We start from the raw sequence: 24,989 nt of genomic DNA, 5'->3' as shown, positions 1-24,989 counted from the left end.
GAGACATTCACGAAACGACGGAACAGGATCGACGACGCCTAAGTCGAATCTGGTAGGGAAGAGGGTATGGGAACGGTAGAAATGAAGAAACGCGCATTTACAATGATCGAGCTATTAACGGTGATTGCGATCATCGCTTTGCTGTCTGCGATCATATTTCCAGTTTTCGCTCGGGTCAAGCTCAATGCCTATAAGAGCGCTGACATGTCTTCGATGAACTCGATTCGGTCGGCACTCCAGTTGTATCGAGACGACCAAGGGGGATATCCGCCGCACCTGCTTGGCTATATCAGTCCCTACGAGTACCAAAACGGCGTCACCGTTGTCCCTGCCAACCTCGTTCGTGGTCCGATGTATCCCAAGCGGATCACCTCGATCGACACCCTGAAGGGTGGCATCAATCGTAGCGCGTACGACTTGATGGTTCCCGGAATCTGGCCGCAGGCCGACACTCGAACGGTCGGTAGCGCACCGATTCTCGATCTGAACGGTGACGGCGTGATCGATACAAATGACGATATCCTAAGCGCCAGGCAACAATATTCGACTGACTATACTGGCGCGCCTCAATACTATTTGCAGAATCCGGGGACGGCTCCTAACGAAACGACGGACCCGTCCGATGTAAGCGCGGGCCGATTCTATGCCGTTAGCGGTTACGACGTAGGTCCGACCAAACTGAGCTCGGACGGCAACTCCTACTACGAGATGCACTACACGCTTTTCTGGACGACTTTTGGTTTGGGTATAGGCAGTGCGCTGGATGATCCGCGCCAGCTTGGATACAGCAACCCGCCCGACACGACGGTGGTGACGTGGGATACGTTCTACCGCGACTACAACTCCAATTTCTTGACGCCTGGTGGAAGCAAAGACATCGTTCTCTTCCTCGGTGGCAGCGCTCGACCGCTCGATTCTAAGCAAATGTCCGAACGAGCATGGCGAATGATGCCCTAGGGCTGGAGAAAGAACTATGATCTCTCCATCGCGAAAACTTAGCCGTATCGGCGGGACGACCCTCGTTGAGGTCTTGGTCGTCATCGTTGTATTCCTGGTTGGGATTCTTGCCATCGCCCAAATCTTTCCGGGCGGCATTCGAATCCTGAACCGTGCCAGGGACAACTCGGTGGCGGTCGGTCTTGGCCGATCGGCTCTCGAATCCTTGAAGGCGAGGCCGGACCTGGTCCCGGAGGCCATTCTACCGATCCAGTTCCAACTGATCTCGGGTGTCTACACCCCAGTCGTAGATTCCAATATTTCGAATACCGAGTACAGCCCGATCACGACCGGTATTGACTCGACGGGAATCGTGCAGGGAACCGACCGAGCTTGGCAGCTTCAGTCCGGGCCTAACGTCTTCCGGCGTGTGATCGGTGAGACTCACCGTCTTTCCGCCCCTGAATGGCTGACACCTGGCACGCCGACCGCAAACGACTACTTCGGTTGCCTTGCCATGCTGGAGCTGGGGCCACCCGACTTTACGAACGGCGCTCCGCTTCCTGGTCAACTTCTGATCTACGGACGCGACATGTACCGACGGGCGGTTCATGAGACGACGGACTATGAAGGTTTGCGCGACTATGAATTCGCCGTCGGCAACGAAGACACGAATCTTGTTGAAATCGCCTTCCCGGCGTCGGCGACCGTATCGGGCAACTTCCGAGTTTCGCTGACGGCAACGATCAACAGCGGCGGCAATGTCTTTACTCGGACTCTGACGTCGCAAATCGTGACGATCGGTACGTCTACGACGGGCTACGTTGTGGTACCGGTGGCGTCGATCCCGGGTGTGCTAGGCGGCGGCGAGAATCTTGTCAACGTCGAAGTTAATTCAATCAAGATCGCTCGGCTTTACCGCGAAATTACTACGGCGTCGGCTTGGGATCCCAACGAAATCTTCACCTACAAGGTGATTAACCCACTGATTGGTGAGGTGTTGTTTAACCCTGGCCTCTACAATAAATACGAAGAACGAGCAGGCGCGACGCGGCAGCCTTATGTCGCGCGCATCGACTACGACGTCCGCGACTGGCGAATCCTTCACGAAGATTTTCGCGTGAGCTCCAGCAGTCCGGCGGGCCTGCCGAAAGTTCTGAAGCTGGCGGTTCCGTCCATTCGAACCAACTCGGTCAACGGCCCAGACGGTAAGTCGGCCCCCGATCACGATTCGATCGCGGTACCGCCGCCCACGCCGAACCAAGGCATGGAAGACATCTGCTTCGTCAATAACACGCAGGTGCCAGGCGCTAACACAAAGGATGCCGACAACGTTCTGATCATCGATGTAGAGACGGGCGGGCAATTGCTTGAGTCGTACAACGGCAGCCCGACGATGAAGATCGACAAGACGAACGGCTACGTGACGTTGTTCGATATCGATAATGACGACACGAACGGCCTGACCCAGGCAGTCGCGACGGCGGGCGGAACTGTGATGACGAACGTCACTGGTCGTGTACTCCGAATTTTTTACATGGGCCGAGAAGAGTGGGCGGTGCAGATTGCGCGTAACCCGTCGCATTATGACTTCACCTACAATATTCCCGGCGCGGCTCAGTATTACGTTGGCGGATCGTCAGCCTTGGGTGGACTTCCGACTCGTATCTACTTCCCGCCGATGGATGTGAACCGCAAGGTTTCGATCGGCAAAGTTCGATACTACAACGGCGCGACAGCCGAAACGCTTGAGGGGGCGGAATTCATGATCAAGTACCGATCGGGAGACGGCATGGCTCAGCCCTTGCCTTCGATCGACCTGAACGACCGTGTGGCGGCGACCAACATCGCGCAGGATACAAGCAGTCCTGAGTCGATGGCCTATGCGGTCACTGACGTAAAGGGCGTCTCGGTTCTGGCTAAAGTCTTCTACAACATCAACTCCTTCGCTTTGGGTACCGATCCGGTTGTGAACTTGAACACCGGTTTTGGCAACTGGGCGAAAGAGTGGAGTGTCACGACGAAAGAAACCTACCTTCACCGAGGGGATGCAATCCAATGAGAAACCGGCGACAGTACGCTTTCACCCTGATCGAGTTGATCACCGTCATGGCGATCACGGCGATCCTGATGACCATCATCACGATCCCGATGGTTCAGACCTTCAATGCGACGCGAACGGCTCAGGCGTACTCCGACGCGCAAGATAAGGCTCGAATTCTCACCGAAGAGTTGTCCAAGGAAATCGGCGAAGCAGTTGCCGTACGCGATGTGGAAGGGGTCAAGGGCCGAGTTAGTATCGTGGCTCCGATTCCGACCAAGGGCATCGACGACACCGGCGCGGTAGTCACCACTCCGGGCGGCTATGTCAAGATCGGCATGAACTACACCAAGCTCGATCTGGTTCTGCCCCAAAAGGTTGGTCAGCGTGGTCCTGGCGGCGGCTTCATCGATCCTGTCACGGGCAAAGAAGACCCGACGCTTCAGTCGGCCAAGGGGCAAGTCCAGCTTCCTCTCGCGGCGGGAACGACGATCAAGCGCTATTGGATTGGATTGCGCGATCCGTTCAAGAATTACAACAACCCTTACGACGGGCTTCTGATGACCCGCGGCGGCGGACGAGACAACCTTTTCGTTCTCTATTCGGCCGAGGTTCAGCCGGTTGTCATGACCGAGGTGCCTCCGGGAAGCGGAAACTTCATCCCTCAGGTCAATGCTAAGTTCTTCGACGCGACCGACGCAACGAACCGAACCCCGAACCTGGATGATCCCGACTTCTTCCTCGCCACCAATGCAGCAGTTGGCACGCCGGTCAATAACGACTCGAAGGCGATGCGCATTCAGAACTGGCTGAAGGTCGCTAAGGTCGAAACGGAAATGACCCGCTACGACCTGATCCAACCGCAGATCGACAAGGCACAACGGCTCGTAAAGATGACGAATGCGGCGGGCGTATGGTCGCCCCGCATCACTCCTCTAGTGCTCTTCCGTCCGTCGCACGTGGAAGGCGATGGCGTGGATGGTGAAGCTGCGGCAGCGCTGGGTAGCGAATCGGAGAGCGCCGATCAGATCGGCTCCGAGGTCTACGCCGGACAGTTCTCGATGTGGAGCAACGTGGTGGTCCGGTCCTATGGTTCCAACTGGAACAACGGCGGTGGAACCGCTTACCAGGTTGGCCGGACGGACAACGCTAATTTTGCAACGTTCTACGTCGATCCTAATACGTCGGGAATTCCCGATACCACGGCAGGTAGCGGTATCGAGACCTTCGATATCACCGCCTACACAACGGCCTATAAGAGCCACGGATATGATCCGAATAGCCGATACCCGTTCACTGCCGGCCTGAACGCCGCCAACATGGTGAGCGGCTGGCTGAGCTCGGCGAATGCAGACGTATACGCGAAGTTCATGCCGTTCTTCACGAACAACCTTACCGGACGGCTCATCGGCAGCTTCAATAACTGGGAAGTGGGTGATGTCACCAAGGACCCGAACGCCTCGGCGAACCTCTTTAGCCCGCTTGACTTGAACAGCCTGAACCTTCCTCAGGTGCCGGCACAGAGCACGGTCTCGAGCGGATGGGTGAATACAGATACGGGATTGACGCCTTCGACAGATACTGGTCTAGCGACCGGAGTCTTCTCGGACTCCCCGTATTGGGACAACACATTCGGTCGGTTCAATATCAACCGAGTCTTTGACAAGATTTGGGATGACGCTAAGTATGGTCGAAACGGTGTGCCTTCTCAGTTAGGTGAGACGGGTGGCGCCCATCGATTCATCGACCTGCGCACGATTCCGCAGGGCGACGGCTCGATGAGTCCGCTGGCGATGTTCCCGCGAGCCATCATTGTTCCGGGAAGCGAAGAAATCTATGGTCCCGACCAGAATCCTGGCCCGAACAATGGCTTCGAAGTTCGATACCACCGCGTCAACCACGAGCCGGGTCCGAACGAGTACCGCATCAACTATGCAAACATCGCTGAACCGACGCCGGCAGGTTATGCTGCCCTCGGCTTCCCGACTCCGCCGGCCGTGTACGACCGAACGAGCTTGGTTAGCGCGATCTTCCAACCTCGGTTCAAGGTGGGCTACGTGCAACTCTGCTCTGCGCCAGAAGTCCCAATTCCGGCGACTATGAGAATTCCTGGAACAACCAACGACGTTCCCGGTCGAATACGTGTAGCGTACAAATTCCAATTCACGGCGCCCGACGACGTGGTTCGAGTTGAGTACGACACAAGGCAGTTGATGCAGGTCATCATGACGATTCGCAACTATCCGCAATCCGATGTGCCGTTCCCGCAGACTGTCACGATGAAGGCCACTGCCAACGTCCGCAACTTTATAAGGTAATCCCCGATGAAGAGAAGAAACTACCGTCCACGAATGCAGCATGGTCAGACGCTGATCATCGCGCTCTTGGTTCTGTTCGTCCTCTTGATTCTTGGCGCGGCCTTCGCGTCGATCTTGAGCCGAACGATTCGCGGCGCCTCGAATGCGAAAGCTCGTGGTGTAAACAGCGACTTCGCCGAGTCGGGAGTCCGATATGCTCAGTCCCAACTCGTCAATTCGGACCTCGGTGCCGACTGGCGTGGGCAGGCGACGCCGCTGACTCAGCTCGTTCCAGACACCACTCGCGACCCAGACGCTTACTACCTGCGTCCTCCCGCGACGGCTGGCGGTGTTCCTCTGAACTTCCCGGGAACCACTCGAATCGATAACGGAGGCCCGGACGGCCTTGGCCCATTCTTCCGAATCGACTACAAAGGTGGTCGAGCATTGGTGCGCGTGACCTACGCTCCGGGCGACCAAAGCATCTTCTCTAGCACCGGTGTTGGGACATTTTATGATCCCGGTTTGGCTCGAAATTACTTGAAGATCGAATCAATCGGTCGACAAGGCGAGGTGAACGCCAAGGACCCGACGACCGTGGCAGCCAATGCGACAGTTCAATTCCAGAACTTTGCCGACCAAGCGGGGTTTGACGCAGCCTACGCCAAGATGAAGGACTACGACGGCAAGGAAACATCTAGTCGTAAGCTCCTGGCCCTCGCTCAAATCGGCCTGATCGACTACGCCCGGTTCGAAACCAACAAGTATAAGAGCACTCACCCAATCGAGATGGGCTTTGCTACGGACAGTGGCGCGATGTATCGAGAGACTCCGGGTGCCGATGGTACACCGGTTGATGCCCCTCGCCAGGTTGGCGATACGCAGGATGCCTATAACCTTTCTCCGACGGGCGCGGGCGCGGCAATCATGGGACTGCCGAGTGGTGGTTCGATGCGCGTGAATGGCGACCTTCGAGTTTATGGTCCGATGATCGCTGACCTGAACCAGACGATGGGCGACGGAATCGAGGCTTCGGGCGCGATTCAGTCGGCTTCGGGTGGAACCCTCACGGTCAATAAGTCGTGGTGGGATCGAACGACGAACTCCTGGCAGGTGACGTCGGCTAACATGGTCCTCGACAGCTACAATCCGGCCTTTTCGACGTTTGGCGGCGTGTTCCGCGACGGTTTGTCGGATGCAGACGGCTCGAACGATGTTCGAGGCGTTGGCTACCTGACGCCGGCTTCGATGCTCTCAAGCGCGGATGTGGCCGAAAGCGCCAACACCAATCGCTACCTGAAGCTGACAAAGGATTCGGGCATTCTCGGTCCGTCGGGCAACACCGGTCTCTTTGGCCACGGCGAAGGCCCGTACGTCGATAACTCCAGCGACTACCAGGTTCCTGACGACGAACAAGGCCGCCGCATCGCCGGTGGGACTTCCTCTCTCGTCCAGGACTGGCTCAGCTCGTTCGGCGACGCTTCGTCGAGCTCGAACTTCCGAACCGGATGGCACGGACCGTTCTATATTCCGGTCGGCGCGTTCCTGCTCCTCACCAAAGACGGCTTCGTTATTCAACGCAACGCCCACCCCGACCAGGAGCCAGAAGAGCGAACCTGGAAGCGGGCGGACGGTACGGATAGTGGTTTGACCTCGATGCGATACCGAGTGGGTTATGGCAACGATGGTCGAATCCACATTATCAACACCCTCACGCAGGGCATGTCGGCCTCGATCAATGATGCGCTGACGCCGAGCGACTTCAGTCTCGGGCCGGTATTCAACGGTGTTGTGTACTTCGAAGGGAACGTCCGCGTTCGTGGTGTGATTCCCACCGACGTTCAGATGACCGTCGTATCGAACAAGACGGTTTACATCGAGGGCAGCATCCTGAAGGGTGTTCAGGCGAACGATGTCACCGCCGCTTATCCGGCTGTCATCACGAACAACCGCTTGACCCGTCCGAGCCGATCGGCCCTGATGCTGATGGCGAAGGATTACGTTACGCTGAACCCGACCATGTTCGTTGGCCCGTCGTCTGAGACAAATGCTCAGGTCGAACAGGGTGGCATTGGCATCAACGGCTACAGTCCGGATCATCTCAGTTCGCCCGATGGTGAAACCAATCTTCAGGTTGACTTCCCGCTGAGCGACCGCGATCCGGCTAACTCCAATAACACGCTGCCTTACCAGAACTGGCTCCCGGCTCCGCTTTCCTACAAGGAATTCAATCCGGCCAATCCGGCTGATGCAAATGGTACGGGTGTGACGGAGAGCACGAACCTCCTGCTGACCCAGGCGCTGGAGTATTCCAACCCGGGACCCTCGAACTCCTTCTTCAACATCAAGGTGAACCGTGGCAGCCAATTGTTCGGGGGCAACGATCAGTATCAGTTTGAAGTCCTCAATTCGGTCACCAACTCGGCCAAGCTGATTTGGGCGGCCATCAACAACCCAGCACCGCCTCCTGCTTTCGGAGATATTTACGGATTGGGCACCGAGGTCTTCCAACAGTCGCCGAAGTTTGAGTCGGTCGCATTTCCGCTCGTTGACCCGACGGCGGCAACCGCGAGCATCGTCAACAACCGGTTCTTGAACACGTTTAACACGAACAACTACGAAATGTTGATTCAAGGTTCGAACAGCGTTTCGCTTGGCCTGACCCAGTTCGGTACGCAGGCGAGCGGCAACTACCTGTTGGCCCGAGCCGCAGCCGTTCCGCTCGATGTTAAGATCGAGGCCTCAATCTTTGCAGAGGAAGGTTCGTTCTTCGTGATTCCGGGCGACTGGTACAACATGGACCCGAACGATCGCCGAGACACTTTCGAGAATGAGGTCGCCAAATTGATGTCCGGTGGCGCATCGCTGGTCGATGCAAGAAACCAGGCTGCGAAAGATCGACTTGAGAACTACGGCAATATGCCGAATGCACCGTTCTACGGCGAACCGATCGATGTTCGAATCGACATCGTGGGTTCCATCGCCGAGAACCTGCCGCCACCAATCTCAGTTCAAAACGAATGGCTGAAGAAGTGGGGATGGATTCCCACCAAGCAGGCGGGCACCTTCGACGGTTCTACGGGCAATCCGCACTACATTCCTTACAGCCACGTATCGGCTTGGACCAAGGCGAACCCTGCGGCCCGACCCTACACCTCGAACCTGACGATCTCCTACGATCCGACCCTCGCAACTGGTCGAGTAGGTGGCGTGTTTGGTTTCGATTCCACGGTGACGGCGGCCAATCCGGCGAATCCGAATGCGATGATTCGCACGAGCACTGTGAACGGAGTCACTTACCAGTTGCCGCCAATGCCGCGGCTCCCGGTCAGCCCGACTCTGGCCTACTTTGGAGAATCTAAGTAAATGAAGAGACTACTTACAGTCGTCAGCCTAGCGGTCGCGGCGGTTTCCGCCTACGCACAGCAGGCATACGCGAGCCGGAATGTTGACATTCGGGCCGCGTATCTGCATTTGAACGGCGACCATCAGCCGACTGGAGTGGGGCAAAGCTTAACGGGCCCATTCGTCTGGTTCAATTTGGATTCCAACACGTCGGTTAAGCCGGCCGGCTGGAATATCTACAATCCGCTGGCTCCGGGCTGGTTGGATGCAAGCGAAACGGCATTTTTCGCGGCGCGATATAACAACACTCCGGCAGCAGGAAGCGCCGTCAACAAGCGAACCGTACGCTATTGGTGGGTAAACGTCGCAAACATGACGGACGACGACTTTGCCAAGCTGGATGTTGCTCTTTTGCAGGTCACGACTCCGAATTTGGCCGTCAGCCCTTCGGATCGTGAGAAACTGCGACGATTCGTGGACAAGGGCGGTGTGCTGTGGATCGACTACACCTATGGTTGGCTCGACCAAACTCAGGGCGGGCCCATTTCCTTCCAGGTTTACGATCCGCCCCAAGACAGACTGATTGTTCAGGCAGACTTTAACAGCCGATTGGTGCGATATCCGTTCCGTCTTGCGTCATCCGAGGTCGGCATGCTCACGGTGGGGCCGCTTTTCCTGAACCAGCCAATCAATAACATAAGCATGGCGCCAAGCGATCCGGCAAGTGAAGGAGCCGGCGCAGTCGCACCGCTTATGTTGGACATTGTCGGCAATACGAGTTCCTACAGTCGACTTCAACCTGTCACAAGAGCCGGGCAGAATGTACCGCCCACTACTTCTGTCGCCAACATCGGCGACGGCTATGTCGTGGTGACTACTCGCGGTGTTAGCGAAGCGCTCAATCGAGTGGGATCCAATTTGAACCGCGAATACTTCGCCGCCGACCCAGGTGGACAAACGGCAGGGAAGTCAGTGGCTGGCCAGTACGCCACAGCCGCCGCCAAGTTCGCCGTCAACGCTATTTCGCTTGCGAATCAATCGCGTCAGGCTGGTGCTGGATCGCGCCGCAACTATAGTAGCTTCATCGATGAGGGCGCTCCGCTCCTTCAGTCGTGGGCCGCTCCCTACGCAACCCCCTCTTCGTCTGCGACCTACACGGCCCCAGTCGAGGACTATCGACCGCCGGTTATCTATAAGGGAATGTCCTTCTCGGTAGCCGACGACCGAGTCTTTTGTCACGACGTCAACCCGCGGTCCGATGTGGATCGAGACGGCAATCCTGACGATGGATTCCAAGATGCGAACCTCGGAAATGAGGATGACCTAATTTTTGCGACCTCTCCGGTTGCAAGTGGAATTTCGAGCGCGGTGTGCGCCGAGATCCCGAACCCTGCGACTGGCGTGCCGACCGACCAGCTTCTTGTAACAACCGGTGACGGACGACTGTTGGTTTATCCGATCTTTGATCCGGTGACACGCCGCTGTCCGGCAACCGAAGCTCTTACGCCGGTTGCAGCCTTGACTCCAGGTCTGGGCGGTACGGCTGGTCTGGCTCCAGGCGAAGTGCCGAAGGCGCCGACTGTTCACGAAGGTATCGCCTATGTGGTGGATACCGTTTCGACGGCGGGAACCTACATCGGTCGCGTTTGGCAGGTCGACCTGCGCACGCTTCAACTCGTGCGATCGACCTCGGCAAGCTCGAACCCGTTCGTCTTTGGCGGCACCGGCAACGCGATTCAGCGAATCTCTAGTTCGCCGACGGTTGGTTACATTCCGATTTTGGATAACTCCGGTGGTCTGGATAAGGTCATGTACCTCCCGCTCACGCCGCAAGCGTCGCCGAATCTGGCGAATGCAGGAATCATGAGTGTGTGGCTTGGGGCCAAGGGCGAGCATCCTCGTCTGGTCAGCGAAGCTGGCGGAGTGGTGACGATCACGACCCGTGCCTCAGATCAAGGCGGTCTTCCGGTTTACATCGGTAACACCGGCGATCCGCTTTCAGTTCATGTTTCGCTCGTCCGAACGGACGGAACAGTCTACACCGCTGCGCAAATGGCGGCCGTCTTCTCCGGCGCGATATCGCAGAGTCAAGGAACGCTTTCGCTAACCTTGGCACCGGCCGCAACCTGGCCGCCTGCCGATCTCGATCCCGAGAATCCGGTCCGAGTCGATTACACGATCGACTGGGGTGCTGCATTCCCGACCACGATCGGTTCGGTGGAACGAGGACGACTGCAGTTCCCGACTCCCGCGACCGCGCAACGGCATATCGTTGACGGCGTCGCGCTTTCGCCGAACGGCACGATTTACGCAACGTGTAGCACGCAGAATCTTTCTCCGGGAAGCTCTGGTACCAACGATTATCTTGGTTCCTTCTTTGCGCTTCGCGAAGAAGGACGCGGCATCTTCCGAATGGTGTACCGCTGGGATCTCTACCCGCAGCATACGTTTAGCTATAGCGGTGGTACGCAAACGGTTCCGCCCGTCCTGCCCGATAACGATCCGGTTCAATACCTGACTTTTGGCGCCTTGAGCCTGAGCCAGTATCTCGGTGGCAACTTCATTAAGGCTAGCTTCCAGGGTGCTCCGGTTGTTCGCGATGGCAACGTCTTCGTCACGGTCAGCGGCAGCAAGTTCACTCCGGCCGGTCTGACAGTTCCTGCGTCGGCCCTTCTGTGTTTCAAGGACGACACCAGTTCTCGCGAGATCAAGATTGGTCGAAGTGTGAGCTCGAACGCGGCGATCGTCCAACCCGATTTTGCTCGTTCATCCGACCCGACGTTGCCGAACACGTTCAGCGTTCTGCCGCCCGCATCCTTCCGTATTGAGCAGGAAGCAGGTGATGTCGGCTCCACCATTCGAATCGATAACATGATGACGGCTCAGCGTGGCCAGATCATCGATAGTATCAATACGAGTCAGCCCATCATTCTTCGTGAATCGGGTCGACCAGATACGATCATTGACCCCGCCCAACTTGGCGACCGATGGAACCCGCTGAAATGGTACGTCATCCTCCACGGCATGACCGTGCGCAGCAGTGCCTACGCAAGTGGTAACACGGTGTTTGTCAGTGGTTCCTCGATTCTGCCTCAGGCTTTGGAATTTACCGGATCGGTTCCTGGACCGGATGGCTACGTAACGGCTCTCCGAACAGACTTTGATCCGAGCGTGGCGCAGAAGACCAGCCAGACGCACTTCCCGTACGATGCGAATCCGTCCAACTTCGTGCCTGCTCAGATCGTTGCCGATGACAGCCGTCCGTACATGCGACAGGTCATCTCTCTGGACTACCTGCGCGCAGCATCGGGCTGGACTACCACGGAGAACGACTTTACAAACATGTATCCGAACCAGTTGTATGTTTGGCCGCAAGTCCCCAAGAATTCGGCTGAGAACGGACGCACTTCGTTTGACGACTTCAAGATTCGTGTCAACCAATGCACTCTTCGGTCCAGCACCGGCGCTCACGACGCTAGCTACGGCGTGGTTGGCGGCGATGGCGCAGTTTTGGCCTGGAACGATCAGAACGTATTCTGCTTCCGACGCTCCGATATGTGGGTGGCGGATGAAGGACGAATTGCGGCGTTCGACCCAAGTGGCAACGTCATCTATGACAGTTCGCTCCAAACGCTGACCGGGCTCACCGCTGGCGACACTGGAGGGGCCGATCTGACGAAGTTCGACCGCCCGACCCGTGTGTACACAGTTGGCGACAGCAACGACCTCTTGGTGGTGGACAGCAATCAGAATCGTGTCCTCAGGATGAACCCGAACGGCAGCGTAAGCCGAAATATCTCAGAGTTCCAACTGGATGCAAACTTCGTTCCGAGCGGTTACGCAAGCGGCGAATCGCTGAAGCTCGCAAATCCGAGAGATGCGGCAACATTCGTATCTGAAGTTTCCGCTGCCAACAACCCGTTTGCTGTAACTTGGCCAGAGTATTGGGTGCATTACCTGATCGCCGACCAAGGTAACGACCGATTGATCGAAATCGTCGATCGTTATCAAGAAGATCCGGCAACGGGCGATATCGTCAAGCCGCTTGCGGCGGGCGTGTTGCTCTGGCACTCCCCGACGGCAATTTCTGGCAAAGGATTCGCCTATAACTCGCTGTCGAGAATCCAAGTGGGTACCGGTCACTTCGTCGTGGTCGCTGGCGTGGGCGGAAAAGCTCCGTCGCGCATCGACTCGGGTGAACCGAACACCGGAAGCTCGGTGATCGGCGACACGAATCCTGACGATCAGCGCACCTCGAACACTGGAAACGGCGGCGTGGTGATGTTCGATGACACTCTTCCGGGTGGCTACCGAGTCTTTAGCCAGTTCGCTACTCCGGCAGTGGATCACAGTCGAGTCTGGGACTTCAACACCGGCAACTGGTCGACGAGCACGACGGCCGACATCGCTCCGCGCGTCCACGTCATGAACAATCTGCAGTCGGTGACGGCTTCGCTGGTTCCGGCCGCGACTCTCGGAGGCACACCGCAGATGACGATCATGATTACGGACGGAACCGGCGTCTATGAGGTTGTCACGGACCCCACGAACCCAACCGTTCTCACGACTCGGTGGATGTTGCCCAACTGGGCCTTCCAATCGATGCGACGAACCGGCGGAGTACCGACTAGCGATAATCCGCTCCGATTCTTCGCCACGTACGCGCGACGGCTCGACACGGACAATGTCGTCGTAGTGAACGGATACTCTGGCAAGACCCTGTACTACGGCAACAACTACACCGGTGAAGTACTTCAACTCGACGGACGACTGGACCCGGTGAGCGGCCTTCAGGGCGCCGCCTACGTCAGCCAAGGCTTCTCGACCAACATCGTGAACCTTGGATTCAACACCCGCAGCATCAAGCTTCGCTACGGTCCCATCGAAGGAACCCGAGGTTTGAGACTGCCCGTCTTCGCAGATCGACGCTAATGAGCAGCTTGAGGCAAAGCATGCATAGGATGAAATTAATTGTAAGCGCAATCGCACTCGGAGTCGCGACGCTGGCCCTGGGTCAGTCGACCACCGACCACCCGAATTTGAAGAGCAACAATGGCAGAACCGGTGTCAATGGTGATGTCATTAACTCCGATCCTGGACGTTTGACGACGGCTAACGGACTGACGGCGTCTTCTTTGCGCTGGTACCTTCCGTTCGTCTCGAATACGCCGGTTGAATCGCTTCGCCTGAACGAAATCAACCCGATGAAGACGATCATCGACAACACCGATGCCGGTGCAACCATCAACTTGGATGAGTTCGGCAACGATGTTGGTCCATACGATCCGCTGCCGAACGGTGCCGTTGCCTCCACGGGTACCTGGTTCGCGCCGACGACGGATGAAGCCGCACAAGCCACCTATGTTCCGGTCATCCGCCGCAACGCAAATGCGGCGAATGCCGCGCCTTTCCAGGGTCGAAACCCCAACCTTCGATGGCCAGCCCATCTTTGGGCGGCAACCACGTCTTCGCTCGGCGGGGTCGGTGGCGACCCTCGACAGGCGATTGTGCCCGCTAACCTCAGCACGTTCTCCTGGGTTTTCTCTCCGAGGATTTCAACTCTTGTCGCTGGCAACTATGTCGTCACCAACGACGCCACGCCGAAGGGATATGCCCTTTACGTGTGGATTCCTGCCGGCCTGGTATCGCCCGGCGGCGTTTCTCGTCCTCGTCCGCGATACATGTCCTATGAAGTCACGTACGGCATCGGCCAGAAGTATGTCGACGTAGTTGACACCGAAGCGTCTGGCTTTGGTTGGGTACGCCTCGGTAATGGTGGACACCCGACCAACCAGCTCTTCCAATACGCTGGTCTGGACGGACTTGGAAATCCGTATCCAATCACGATCAAGCTTTACAACACCATCGTCCGAAACAGCCTCGATCAGTTGACGGAGACGGTGGATGCGACTCACCCCGACAATCGGTTCTCCGTATTAGCGGATGCAGCCCTGTTCTCGGCCGAGACGGATAGCTATGTCGCGACTCCAACTTCCGCTGGCTTTGGCACGACGGACATTCGAGTCATCGGTGCGCGAAACGAAGTCCAGATCGACCCCAACAGCATTCCGTCGGTGACTTCCACAGACTGGACAGCCAAACCGCTGAGCATTGGTAACGGAGTTGTTCGTAGCTATGACTACAACACCGGCACCGAGCGATGGCGCTACAGCCCACTTGAGGAAGGAACCAACACAACGTCGTTTGAAGACACCAACGTGCGGTTCATCGCTTCCCCAGGATTCACCTCAGCGGCCGATAACGCGAATGCGCGTGGCGGCGAGTATTTGAAGGGAACCGTCGATACGGTAGCTGTATCGCAGAACGTGACGGTCGATCCGCAGACCGATCTCGCCGAAGGTTCTTACGATGTTTACATGTACGTCGGCGGCGATGTGGCGGGCGTCAACTACGCTCAGTCCGCTCAATATGAAATCTTTGAGGGCGGCGTCTCGGCGGGGCAGTTCACACTCGACATGAGCAAGGGTGGCTGGGTCCGCCTTGGTAATCGTCGTTATGTACACTCGGTCGCGAATCCGCTGACCGTCATGATGACGAACCATAGTGCCAACGCTACGGACGCGGGTAAGAGCATCTACGTCGACCAATTCCGCTTTGTGGGAGCCGTCGGTACGCAGATCACTTCGACGCCCGTCGAAGCCGAGGCCTATGTCCGACAGACTCCTGGCGTCGATCCGGTTTTGACGAAGGTGGTCATCGTCGCCGATGAGCGCGGTTACCTCCACTGCCTGGACGCAACCGGCAATGCCGATGGAACGACGACCTGTTACTGGACATACCCCAGCTCCACGGACGCAGCCAATGATCCGAACCTTCAGCCGGGCCAGGATCCGACTGACCCGAACGCGGGCGGCGTGTATCAGAAGTTTGATGGCGAATCCGACACGCTCGAAGCGACGATGCCAACGGACTTCGACCTCAGCACTGCCGTCGTCCAACGCCTTACGGTGACGACGCCCGGTGGACCAATTGACCGTGACTTCCTCATCATCGGAAGCAAGAATGGCCGTATCTACAGCATCGCGATGGAGGGACGTGGCGACTTTTCGGCTACGAACCACACGCCCGGAACAACCTTCCGCTCGTGGACCTATCCCGAGACATTCCCAGCGGCCAGTCCGCAACCGACGCTGCTCGGATCGATCGCATCGGTCGTCTCAGGCACAACAACCGGTGGACAGAACGTCATCTACGTAGCAACCGAACAGGGACGAATCTACTGTCTGGATGCAACGGGTGACTTCAACTATTCAAATGGCAAAGAACTGAAGACGAGCGTCGTATGGCAGTACCCGCCACAGACGTCCGATACGCTTCCGGCGATCTCGGGTGCACCGGTCCTCGACCAGGTGAACCACCGGCTCTTCTTCGGTACGCATTATGTGGACGGCAATCCGTCCCGGTTCATGGCGCTCAACGCCGATACCGGAGCGACCCTGTGGGCGACGACGAATAATTCGATCAACGACGCAATTGGTACTCCGCCAACCCAGCTTGACTGGTTCAGCGGTGCCTGTTACGTTTCGGCGGCTGAGTTGAACACCAATCCCACGGCGGCAGCTCAGGTTATGCCGGACACCGTCTTCGCGATGAACGAGAACGGAAACGTTTACGCCATCAACGCGGGTACGGGTGATGTGCTTTGGCGAACCAACGAACTCCAGTCGGGTGGCCTAGGTTCGATCGTTTACACGAGGATCATTACCTACGACACCACGGGTGCCCCGGCCGAATTCCCGGTCATCATGGTCCCAACCGACAGCGGACGCTTTGCTGCCCTCTTTGCCCGACTGGGTGAAGAGACGCGATTCGGAAACCGCCTGGCGTGGGGCTACGAAATGGATGCCTCCATCCAGGCGACGATGACGGTTTCGAACAAGTGGCTCTTTGGCGCGACTACCAACGGTTACCTCTTGGCTTGGTCTGACCTTGCCAACGCAGGTTCGACGCTGACCGGCCCTGGACCAGGTAACGAAACTGCCGCCGACAACGACCCGGCATACGATGAGTATCGCAACTGCGAAGTCGCGTTCCTCAGCCGAGCTGGATTCGTTGCGTTGCGTCAGAATCTTTCGGGTGCCATTACCGGAACCGAGCCGTATGCAAACGTGATTGATACGGCCCTGCCTTACACGAAGCCGTACGGCCGACTGAAGGCACCGTATAAGAGTACGCACGGAGCTGCGTTCGAATGGGGTGAGACGATCTACCTGATCGCCTACAACTTCCCATACAAGACGCAGGATACGTCGGGTAACGATGTTGCTCCGCCGGTGGTCGAGGCCACGGTTACGACCGAGGGTCGAGCCAGCCGACCGATCGCTGCCGAAGCGCGGCTGTTCTCCGACAAGACTTCCGCCGACTCAGACGGTGGATACGCCATTTTCCAAATCCCGCTGACAGCGGGTGGCGGAACGGCGCAGACTCCGGGCCCTGGTTCGATCCGCGTTCAGCTTCGAACGAGTGCGGTGAATAATAACAACACCCAGCAGTCGATCACGCTGAATCCGGCGCTGACGAACCTCGACTACCAAGTCGCTAATCCGATTGGCATTTCGGTGGAGAACACCTTTACGACATCGGGCACCTCGACCGAGCAGCTTGGCTACACCAATGATCCAACGCGAGAGGATGCTCTGGCCAATGGTTCGCCGAACCTGACGGTTACCGGTGTCGGCTTGGTCAACGGACTGCTCTTCGGCAAGTCGGTCGGTACCACCGCACACGGCTCGGCCAAGAAGACGAACGTTTATGTGTTCGACCGTAGCTTGGTGACCCTCCTTCGTGGCGAGGGCCGAGGCATCGACTTGGTGAAGGTCGATCGTAAGGACCTCCGATGGCAGGGCGGCACGGCCTCGATCTACAAGCCGTTCGCGTTAGTGCCAGGACTCGGCGCTCTCCTCGGTAACTTCGAGGACTTGCCGGTCAACTTCCCGAACAACTCGCTTGACTATCCGGACATCGCTCGCGAAGACGTTCAGGTTCGTAAAGAGCCAAACGGCAACGTGGAGAACCCGGTCTTCAACCCGGTTTCCCTGAAGGGTCCTCTCACCGCATCCGGTATTGGATTTGTGGATGAATCCAACGCGTCTACCCGTGTGATCGTGCCGACGACCTTCGAATTCGAAGTCGACGTGCCGAAGTATCAACCGGCGAACGCAGGCAACATCTCGATCCCGAATCAGAATGGTACGTTCTGGCAGGCGGGCTACGCAGGTCGGTTCACGGTCTACGTGGACAGCGACCAGAGTGGTTCGTTTGGCGGTTCCTCGAGAGAAGCCTATCGAACCTTTAACCTCGGCGCGGCTGTCTCGCCTGACGAGAAGATCACGATCGGCACGCCAAATGTCGATCTAGGCTCGCTGTCTGCGGGTGCTGGATACGATACTCGGCTAACCTACTCGCCAACCTTCCCGTATCGCACGCTCTCGCCAACGACGTTCTTCAGCCCCTACCAGGCCGAGTACTCGAACATGTTCAAGCCGTTCTCTGCCTATAACGATGGCAACGTGAACCTGTGGAATGTCCGACTCGCCAAGGGGACGTACGACGTGACCGGCGGCCTCTACTGGCCGTGGGAAGTCAAGTCGGGCGGCAACAACGACGACATCTGGCTCGATTCTGCGGCGGACGTCCAATCCAATATCGATGGTCGGTTCTCGCCGGTCCTCGGTGGCGGTGTGAACACGATCTTCGCCGCAAAGCCTCGTGTTGGTGATTCAAGCGGAAAGCAGATCTTTGTCAACCCGTCTTCGAGAATCAACTCGAACCTGCCGGGCTCGGGCTTCCCGCTCGTTCCGAACAATGCGAACTCACCGACCATTGTCTCCGTCACGCCTCCGCTGGGTACGCCGATTGGCAAGTACTCGCAGCTGATGCGACTGGTCGAAGATACGCAAGGTACCGGACCTGCGATCGGTGCGAACGACGAAAGTCTTTCGCTTGGATACACGGCCTCGGGTACGGTGGTCCCCTACGAGTCGTTCAGCGACCCGACCTTCATTCTGTCCTTCACCGTGAAGGAGACGCAGATGACAGGTGGTACGAGCGACTACACCGACGCGATTGTCGATAACGGAAACGCCGTCGATGCCGCGCACACATCGCAGTGGGCCGATATGCAGCCGTCCGGTCTCCGCCTGACAAGCGGTAGCCTGATGGTGGCGTTCGCCTCGAACCGACCTTCGTTCTATCCGGCCGCCGGAAACACGACGCCGAATAGCCGCAATACCCACATCTTTGTTGGGCTGGTGGCTGGCGGTCAGTTGGGTGCAAACGACTCGCGTGGCCAAGACTCGCAGATTCGGGACCTCAACAAGTTCGTTCCCGACGATCCGGCTAACCGACGTTGGATGCAGGCTCTTGCGATGTTGCCAACAGTGGCTGACACGACCATCTTCGGCAATACGCTGACGAGCGGTGTCGCTTCTCAGACAAACATCGGCGGAACGCTGACCAGCGACGTCAGCTATGGTAACCCGGTCTTCTCCACGAACGGTGATAAGGACCTTGCGGGACTCTCGCAAGCTCGAACCTACGTGGTGTACACCGGTAAGGCCAAGCGACAGACCGACTCGGGTGTCGTTGACGATTCGCGCATCATCGTCACTCGCATCAACACAAGCGGTCCTCCAGGACAAACCTATGTCCTCGATGCCGATCCGTTCTCGCTGAAGGGGCGACCGACGATGGTGCAGAACGGCAACAACGTCACGATCTTCTACCCAGCGTTCAGCAACGGTGTGTGGTCGATCTATGCGACGTCGTTCAACGAGAGCACTGGATTCACCGTCCCGCAGATGCTGCAGTTCGGAACAGGCTTCGAGACGGTATCCAGCCCGTCGGTCGTTCTCCGCAATGCAGTCCTGAATGGAACGGCGACGACCGAATACGACCTGACCTTCACGGGTCGCCTGCGAAACAGCAACGTCGACGAAGTCTTCATGGCTCGCCTCGATCCGAACCTGAACTACCGAACCTTCGGTACGACGGCAACGAACGGCGCGCTGGTCGAGACTGGAGTCTACGATGCTCGCTATGGCGCTTACCGCGTCCGTGGCGCGGCTTGGAGCGGCGACTTCGACATCACCGTCAACGGCTCCTCGATCATCACGTCGACGCCGGTTGAAGATCGTCAGACTGGAATCCAGGCTGCGACCACGATCTTTGGTGGAAGAGTTGTTGTGGACCCGATGCTGGGAACCGTCAAGCTCACCGGTGCGACCCTACCGAAGTCGGCTCAGCTCCAAGTGACCTACACGCCAACGTTCCTCCGACTCTCGGATACGAGTGTTGCGGGCTACAACAGCACCTCGGCGCTGTTCGACCGACGACTGGAAAGCTCCAACACGGCGGCCAGCTATGCCTTCTGGAAGACGCCATCTGGTAATGACGAGCCGGCAACGAGCGCGAATACCTTCGCGGATCGGCTGGTGGTCTCGGCTGTGCGAAGCGCAACCTCCGCTGCGGCGTCGGCCCAAGTCTCGCGACCGGCCATGTCGACTCTCCGCCTTGGAATCCGGGTCGGACGCTCGATCTTGGTCAACGCAGACGGCAGTCTCGCCGAAAGCGTGACGGTAACCGGTAACACTGGCTCCTACCAGATCGATCCAGCCGCAGGGCGCATCTACTTCACTCGCTACGACGAGGATAAGGTACTGCGTATCCAGTTGGGTGGCGGTGGCTCGGCGGCGGCTGTGGACATTTCGCGACCGGTTACGTTCATTGGAGAATCGGCGGAGAACTTCATCACCATGGACGCTCCTCTGAACGAAAGCAATCTGTTCTTGTTCCTCGATCCGGTGGGTACAACCACCAACCGACGAGGCATGATTTGGATGCTTTGGTCGAGCACTCGAAACGGCGCTCCGTCCATCTTCATGCAAACGATGGCCCGCAAGATCGTCCCAGTCTTGCCACCGAACTAGTCTCAGACTGAAAAAAGCCCGAAAGCCCTAGCATTTCGCTAGGGCTTTCTTGTTGCGGTGGTGTACAATTTTCGCGGCAGTAAAGTTGCTACGAATTGTTTCATTTTCAAGTTGACAGAAGTCAGCGGAGAATGATAACATGAGTCGCCTCTGCAGCGGCAGGTATCTCATCAATGGCTAGTAAGCTCAGTAGTGTTCTCGGGATCGACATCGGGAGCCAAAGCATTAAGGTGTGTGAAGTTAAGGCTTCCGGCGGCAGCGCTACAGTGACTGCCGTTGGCGTCGTTCCGACTCCCGAAGGCGCGGTAGATTACAGTGGTGTCTACAACAGCGAAGCGGTCGGAAATGCCCTTAAGCAGATCATCTCTCAAGTTGGCGCCTCCTCTTCGTCGGCGGTGGTTACCATTGCCGGTCAGCATTCCGTCCTAGTGCGGGTGATCGACGTTCCTCGTATGGACCCGGACAAGGAACTGAAGTCGCATATGGAATGGGAGATCAACAAGAACATTCCGTTCGCAGAAACGACGATCATGTCGGATTACAAGGTGCTTCCCAGTGCCGATCCGAACTCGGCCAACATGGAGGTCGTCATGGCGATGGCTCCCCAGTCGGCGATCGATACGATTTTGGACTGCATCAAGCGGTCCGGCAAGAAGCCGGTCGCAATCGATGTCGAGCCGCTCGGCATTGCGCGATCGGTAGCTGCTAGCTATCCCGAGTTCGCCAATGAGAGTGGTGTCGTAGTGGTCGATATTGGCCATTCTACGACCTGCATCAACGTTTACGAGCGAAACAACCTGGTTCTGCCGCGACCGGTGCCAGGCGGCGGAGAAATGGTCACCAAGGCCATAGCGGACGCTATGCAGACCGGCGTACAGGAAGCCGAGACGTATAAGTGCACCAGTTTCTCTGTTCCGGACTCCGCGACGTCAGGCGGTGGAGGGATGGATCCTTTCTCCGTAGGGGGTGCAACGCAAGCGTTTGATGCCGGATTTGGTGGTACTTACCAAGCTGGTGCTCCGATGGCCGACACCGGCGCTACAACGGGCATGCCGGCTCAGCCTGACTTGGACATCGACCCGGTGACTGGGCTGCCTGTAACGGGGGCTTCACCAGCCTATACAAACGATCCTTTTGCGGTGGCGGATACGCCATCAGCGCCTAACCCGAACGAGACGGTTGCAATGTCGTCCGCTCCGGTTGTGCAGCAGCCAGCGGGCGATCACGTTTTTTCTGCGGTTCAGGGCATTCTTGACGATTTAGTTGCAGAATTACGACGATCTATAGACTATTATAATGGTCGGGGAGGAACGGTTTCGAGAATCGTACTTTGTGGAGGGGGCTCCAAGCTGAAAGGTCTGTCTGGATTCATTCAGCGCTCACTCAACGTACAGTGCGAAGTCTACGATCCGTTGAAGAATCTTGGATTGGCCCCGAAGAAGGTCGGAATTGACTACATTAACGAGTACCGTGAGCAACTCGCAGTGGCAGTCGGCAACGGTCTGCACATCATGTTCGATTGAGGGAATGTATTGAAACTAAATCTTCTACCTAAGATCGTCGATACAACGGGTCGCGCCAAGCGGGCATTCTTTGGCGGCCTTCTCGTTTTTGTCATCTCGTGCGTTGCCTTCTTCTTGATGGTCAGCATTTCAAGCGCTCGGGTTGCAAAAGCGAAGGCATCTGTCGAAGAAGCTCAACCGCTTTACCAAAATGCGGTTAAGGTTGCAAACGACGCCGATGCGATCATGACTCAGCCTGCTGTCAAGCAGCTGGTGGTGAACGCCGCGCTTGCTAAGGCAATGATCAAGGCTAACAACCTTTATCCTGACCTCTACGATTTCGTGAAGCCGTACATCCCGCGCTTCTTCCGCATTACCAGTCTGGCGGCGACTCCGATCGACGATAAGACTTGCTCGGTGAATATGACCGGTGCCGTCAAGGACGCTCAGGAGTACGCCGACCTTCAGTTGGCTCTTCTGCGAATCCCTGGCGCGTCTGGAGTTTCGCGAGCGGGGTATCAGAAGGAAGACATGGTTGTTCCCTCGCTGGAGGCTATCGATAACACTGGTCGGCCACGACTGGAAAGCAAAGGTGCAATCCCCGACGATCCGCTCGATCGCCTGACCTACTTCGAAAACAATGTCGACACCACGGGCACCGGCTTCCTCAACAGTGGTGGCTTCGGTGATACCGAAGTTGGAACCGTGAAGACGGTTCGACCTGGCGAGTCGCTGATTACAGTTTCTGTGATTATTCCGCGTGACATTCAGGTGCCGGACCCGCGTCAAACGATTCAGGGTCTTGCTGGTACTGGTACAAGCACTGCCCCAACTGGAGCACCGGGAATCCCGACTTCGGCCCCGAGTGGAGGGTCGTCGGCTCCTAAAGGACAAGGAGACTAAATGTTTAGAGCGCTCTACCCACGAACGATTTGGCTGATCTTTCTCTCGTTCTCGGCAATCATTCTCTGTTTGGGACTGTTCTGGTACTGGCTCCCGAATCAGGAGGAAGCAAAGTTTAACGTCACACAGGCAAATAGCCTGTACGACGAAGCGAACAAGCTAAAGCAGGCTGTCACCAAAAAGAACAAGGCTATTCAGGCCGTAAAGGATGCGGAAGCTGCTTGGCTTCCAACCGTAGTCAGCCGAACGCCTTCTGAACAGACCGGCAGTGGTGGCATCAATGTTAATGTGAACCCTTACCAACTTCTGCTGGACACTAAGAAGTTCCGCAACGACGTGCAGCGAGCTGTGAACAAGCAGCTTATCTACGGCGGCGTGAAGGTAATTGCTGGTCCTCGTGTCCCGGGTGTCGATGATAACGACGCTCCGAACCAAGTGATGGCGAGCTACTATAACTATCCGGCTATTCCGTTCCCAGTCGTGATCTACGATCTCGGTCAGGTGCAGATTCAAGGCACCTACGAGCAGATCATGAAGAACGTTCGGGCTTGGGCTGGTTTCCCGCACTACCTTGCGGTCACGCACAATCTTCAAATCAACGGTACGGCGCCGCTCTTGTCGGCTACGTACGATCTCTCAGTCGTCGGCTATATCCGATACGATGGAATCTTCGGCCCAGTGCCGGACCTTGGCGGGGCGTCTTCGTCGAGTGGTTCCGGTGGCTTCGGTGCTGGAAAGGCTGGCTTTGCTGCCGGTCTCGGTGCCGCCGGTGGTCGCGGTGGTCCTTCGTTCGGTCCTAGCGGAGGCCCTGGTGGCGCTCCGAGAGGTGGGCCTTCTAATGGCCCTACAGCTTCAGGAATGTCGGGAAGGTAATGAAAAAGAATTCCACAACTCTCTTGATCCTTGGTTCAATCGTCGTTGGCGTCGGAATGGTCGGTTGTGCCGACCCGAATGCTGACCTGGTGACTACAACGCCGAGCGGTGGCAAGATGTCGAAAGACTATGTGCCGATGGCTGCGGCTGGCATCAGTAAGGACATCTCCAAGTCGCAGGATCCCAAGCGATTGGCTACCCTGGTCTCTTCGACGGTTCGCTTCGGTCATCGAACGAATCCCTTTGCTCTCGACGCGGGCGAGGTTGCCTTTGACCAGGCTCAAGCCGCCGAAAAGATCGTCATTGATGGCGGTTCCTTTGGTCAGATGTATCAGTTGCCCGAAGATAAGTTGCCGGAAGGTGCTGGCGTCCCTGTGGAGCCGCAGCCGTACCGACGTCTCTCGGGAATCCTGATCGGCGACTCGGTGCTTGCAATTTTGGAAGAGGAAGGCAAGTCGACCATCATTCGACCGGGCATGCGCATTCCGGATACCGAATGGCGAGTGGTTTCGATCGACCGAGACAAGGCTATCCTTCGACGCGATGGAAACACGCTGCCCAAGGAAGTTGAAGTCCGTCTCGAAGTTGGTCTGCCAGGTGCAAACGGTGTGCCGACCGGACCGGGTCCGTCCCAAGGTGGATTCCCCGGGCCTGGCGGTGGCCGCCCTGGTGGTGGAAAGAAAGGCGGAGGCGTTTCGGCAGGAGCCGACTAGTCCGCTTTTTTCAAAAGCTTCGTAACATTGAGGAAAAGAAACGATTTAATTAGAGGAACGTCCAAATTTTGAGGTCAAAGAACATGAAAATCAAAAACATGATGATGGTAATCGCGCTTGCGATGACAACTGCTTGCATGGCTCCGCTGGCACACGCCCAGGGAGACATTCTTGATCACGAAATCAAGTCTGCTGAATATCAGAACGCTGATCTTCGCGAAGTCCTGAAAACCATCTTTAAGGAAGTGAATGCGAGTTACAGCATTCCGCCGGACATTCAGGGTTCGATTACGCTCAGCATGAAGAACGCGAAGTTTGAACTCGTTCTTCAGAACGTTCTGGGACAGGTCGATGCGACGTACCGATACGAGGGTGGCGTGTTCGTCATCGTGAAGCGAGAATCGACGAATCCGGTACCGACTACGCCGGAC

10 protein-coding genes are annotated in these 24,989 nt (G+C 57.1%); all 10 read left to right on the top strand.

What is annotated here, in order from left to right:
• The first annotated feature begins 66 nt into the window (after window positions 1–66).
• The gene (locus GC165_03745) at window positions 67–957 is read left to right on the top strand and encodes a prepilin-type N-terminal cleavage/methylation domain-containing protein (protein MBI1331973.1); all 891 of its coding nucleotides are present in this window, start codon (window positions 67–69) and stop codon (window positions 955–957) included.
• A 16-nt stretch (window positions 958–973) separates the two neighbouring features.
• Entirely contained in the window at window positions 974–2,998 is a 2,025-nt protein-coding gene (locus GC165_03740; GenBank protein MBI1331972.1) for a hypothetical protein, read from the top strand.
• Window positions 2,995–5,295 (top strand): prepilin-type N-terminal cleavage/methylation domain-containing protein, encoded by a 2,301-nt coding sequence (locus GC165_03735; GenBank protein MBI1331971.1) that lies wholly within the window; start codon window positions 2,995–2,997, stop codon window positions 5,293–5,295. Before GC165_03740 ends, GC165_03735 begins: the two co-directional genes overlap by 4 nt.
• A 6-nt stretch (window positions 5,296–5,301) precedes the next feature.
• Window positions 5,302–8,640: a hypothetical protein gene (locus GC165_03730; GenBank protein MBI1331970.1), complete on the top strand. Its 3,339-nt coding sequence runs from the start codon at window positions 5,302–5,304 to the stop codon at window positions 8,638–8,640.
• A complete protein-coding gene (locus tag GC165_03725; protein ID MBI1331969.1) occupies window positions 8,641–13,551 on the top strand; it encodes a hypothetical protein in 4,911 nt (1,636 codons plus the stop codon).
• Window positions 13,551–20,567 carry a PQQ-binding-like beta-propeller repeat protein gene (locus tag GC165_03720; GenBank protein ID MBI1331968.1) on the top strand — a complete coding sequence of 2,339 codons (7,017 nt, stop codon included), beginning with the start codon at window positions 13,551–13,553 and terminating at the stop codon, window positions 20,565–20,567. Before GC165_03725 ends, GC165_03720 begins: the two co-directional genes overlap by 1 nt.
• Window positions 20,568–20,740: 173 nt before the next feature.
• Window positions 20,741–22,090: a type IV pilus assembly protein PilM gene (gene pilM / locus GC165_03715; GenBank protein MBI1331967.1), complete on the top strand. Its 1,350-nt coding sequence runs from the start codon at window positions 20,741–20,743 to the stop codon at window positions 22,088–22,090.
• A 9-nt stretch (window positions 22,091–22,099) separates the two neighbouring features.
• Window positions 22,100–22,972, top strand: coding sequence for a hypothetical protein (locus GC165_03710; protein MBI1331966.1), 873 nt, complete (start codon window positions 22,100–22,102; stop codon window positions 22,970–22,972).
• Entirely contained in the window at window positions 22,973–23,845 is an 873-nt protein-coding gene (locus tag GC165_03705) for a hypothetical protein (protein MBI1331965.1), read from the top strand. It abuts the gene before it with no gap.
• Window positions 23,845–24,558, top strand: coding sequence for a hypothetical protein (locus tag GC165_03700; GenBank protein ID MBI1331964.1), 714 nt, complete (start codon window positions 23,845–23,847; stop codon window positions 24,556–24,558). The genes GC165_03705 and GC165_03700 overlap by 1 nt, the downstream gene beginning before the upstream one ends.
• Window positions 24,559–24,989 lie beyond the last annotated feature (431 nt).

Source organism: Armatimonadota bacterium, assembly GCA_016125185.1.
GTDB lineage: Bacteria > Armatimonadota > Fimbriimonadia > Fimbriimonadales > Fimbriimonadaceae > Fimbriimonas.
Note: the sequence above shows the minus strand (reverse complement) of the source record. Positions and strands in the feature narration are given on the sequence as shown.

Excerpts from the sequence above, each read along its gene's own strand:
- GC165_03705 (MBI1331965.1), top strand. The coding sequence starts at position 22,973 with ATGTTTAGAGCGCTCTACCCACGAACGATTTGGCTGATCTTTCTCTCG.
- GC165_03735 (MBI1331971.1), top strand. The coding sequence starts at position 2,995 with ATGAGAAACCGGCGACAGTACGCTTTCACCCTGATCGAGTTGATCACC.
- pilM (MBI1331967.1), top strand. The coding sequence starts at position 20,741 with ATGGCTAGTAAGCTCAGTAGTGTTCTCGGGATCGACATCGGGAGCCAA.
- GC165_03745 (MBI1331973.1), top strand. The coding sequence starts at position 67 with ATGGGAACGGTAGAAATGAAGAAACGCGCATTTACAATGATCGAGCTA.
- GC165_03740 (MBI1331972.1), top strand. The coding sequence starts at position 974 with ATGATCTCTCCATCGCGAAAACTTAGCCGTATCGGCGGGACGACCCTC.
- GC165_03725 (MBI1331969.1), top strand. The coding sequence starts at position 8,641 with ATGAAGAGACTACTTACAGTCGTCAGCCTAGCGGTCGCGGCGGTTTCC.
- GC165_03720 (MBI1331968.1), top strand. The coding sequence starts at position 13,551 with ATGAGCAGCTTGAGGCAAAGCATGCATAGGATGAAATTAATTGTAAGC.
- GC165_03700 (MBI1331964.1), top strand. The coding sequence starts at position 23,845 with ATGAAAAAGAATTCCACAACTCTCTTGATCCTTGGTTCAATCGTCGTT.
- GC165_03730 (MBI1331970.1), top strand. The coding sequence starts at position 5,302 with ATGAAGAGAAGAAACTACCGTCCACGAATGCAGCATGGTCAGACGCTG.